This window comes from Kamptonema sp. UHCC 0994, assembly GCF_029167235.1.
In the GTDB taxonomy this organism is placed as follows: Bacteria; Cyanobacteriota; Cyanobacteriia; order Cyanobacteriales; family Microcoleaceae; genus Kamptonema.
This window is the reverse complement of the sequence record NZ_JARFTR010000206.1, coordinates 1-1,754: the sequence shown is the minus strand read 5'-3', so window position 1 is coordinate 1,754 and position 1,754 is coordinate 1. Positions and strand designations below refer to the sequence as shown.

Sequence of the window (1,754 nt, the reverse complement as noted above, 5' to 3'; positions counted from 1 at the left end):
GCGGTGAGAAACCGCCCAGAGGGCGGCGTTACGGTTCCTATATTTTTAATTTAAAAAAGCTGTTTGTTTTGGACAATATAATCGGCAATTTTAGCAATACACTGGCGGATTTGTAGATCGCTACCACTGCGATTATCAATCACAGTAATAATGTATCCCTCACCGTCAATACTCATCGCTAAAGTAGTGCCAAGAACTAAGGAATTTTCACCTGTTTTTTCTCCTAACCACTTAGCTTGAGTTCCTTGCAAAGCAGCAAATCCCAACTTGCGATCGTACTGGCGACTTAAAGCATCTATTAATACTGAATTTCCTGGCATTTCGTGATTGTATATTTGCAGCATCATTTCAGTAAGTTCGTTGCTAGTCATGCGGTTGGGCCCAGAACCAACATTAAATGGCATAGTTCTTTCTCCCATTAATTTGGAATTAACGCGAGTGACTTGATAGCCCCTATTTTCTAAAACTTGGTTAATGTAATCCGTCCCTAAATAATCCATTAATTCATTAGTAGCGATGTTGCTGCTGTGGTCGATCATTTCTTCTACTAAAATCTTTAGCGGATAGCGCTTGCTGGATTGAATTTCTGATGCGTCTTCAGTGTAATTTCCGGGATTAACGTAGACTTCTTGGTTGATATTAATTTTTTCTTGAGTGATTTTGTGCATAAGTGCAACTGCAACGGGCACTTTTATTAAACTAGCTGGACTTCTAGGAGGTTTATTTCCTCGAAGGTGAATGCAGTTTCTAGAAAGGCGGCAAACGGAGATCATGGCTTCCTTAGACAAGCCACTTTCTAAGGCAATTTGCCCTAAAATTTCTGATTTAGAAGCATTTAATTCATCGTTAGCAATGTCTAAGTTTCTTTTATATTCTTGAATTTTAGAGTTTAATTTTGATGCTTGAAATGAGTTTTGAGGAATTTCGCGGAGGTTATTGAGGGCTTGTTGCCAGAGAAATTGTGCTTGTTTCTTGGTTGTAATAGACTGGTTTGGTAGACTTCCTATTTCTGAAGCTTGGCGAGCTCGACTTATTGCTTGTTCCCAGTTGTCGTTTGCTCTTTGTTCTGAGATAATTTGAACTTCAACGATCTGAAGATTTTGCCGTAGACTTTCAAGGGTTTGGGGGGAAGGTTGGGGAAGGATGGAGGAAAAAAAACTGGGTTGGGTTGGGGGGGATGGGTTTTCTAGTTCGGCGATCAGGCGATCGCGCATTTGGTATAGTTCAGGAAGCGATCGGATGTTGGATGGTTGTGAGGTTGATTTCAGGATAGTTGCTATCTGTATCAATCCGATGCCGATGGCGATGGCTAAAGCTTTAGTTAGGTTAAGTTTTAAACGTGCAGCCCCCATTGTTTACCTCTCACACAATAATAGATTTTATCTAAGCAGATTGTGTGCCTGAAGTCAATAGAATTAGAGTATTTACAACATTTTAGCATAAAGAGGATACATTATTTATATTTACTCGCAATTTCTGGCAAATTTGCTTTAATTTTTTGTACTTCTGTTAATAGTGGGAGGTTGAGATCGAGACAAATCTTTTCTGCGCGATCGCAATAATCTTGGATGGTTTCTAAAGGTACTGTATTGATGAGCAAACTGGTTTTTGCTAATTGTAAGAATGCCGCTCATAACAACGGATTAACAGCAGAAGAAGTTGAGTCAAGACGGGAAACTATAAATCATTGGTAAAGAAAATTTGTCCAAATGCTGAGGTGACAGTAGACAGATTTCATGTCACAAAATTGATTC

At 39.2% G+C, this 1,754-nt stretch carries 3 protein-coding genes; 1 reads left to right on the top strand and 2 read right to left on the bottom strand.

The genetic code is table 11. The annotated features are described in order from the left end of the window. Positions 1-50: 50 nt before the first annotated feature. Together PY364_RS18495 and PY364_RS18490 are read right to left on the bottom strand one after the other, a co-directional pair. Positions 51-1,352, bottom strand: a complete 1,302-nt coding sequence (locus tag PY364_RS18495; RefSeq protein WP_275524697.1) for a serine hydrolase — start codon at positions 1,350-1,352, stop codon at positions 51-53. A 101-nt stretch (positions 1,353-1,453) separates the two neighbouring features. Then, on the bottom strand, positions 1,454-1,600 hold the full coding sequence (locus tag PY364_RS18490) for a hypothetical protein (protein ID WP_275524696.1): 147 nt from the start codon (positions 1,598-1,600) through the stop codon (positions 1,454-1,456). Between the two features lie 87 nt (positions 1,601-1,687). Between PY364_RS18490 and PY364_RS18485 the strand changes: the two genes are divergently transcribed. Continuing rightward, positions 1,688-1,754, top strand: a 67-nt coding sequence (locus PY364_RS18485; protein WP_275524698.1) for a transposase, incomplete at its 3' end; no start/stop codon positions are given.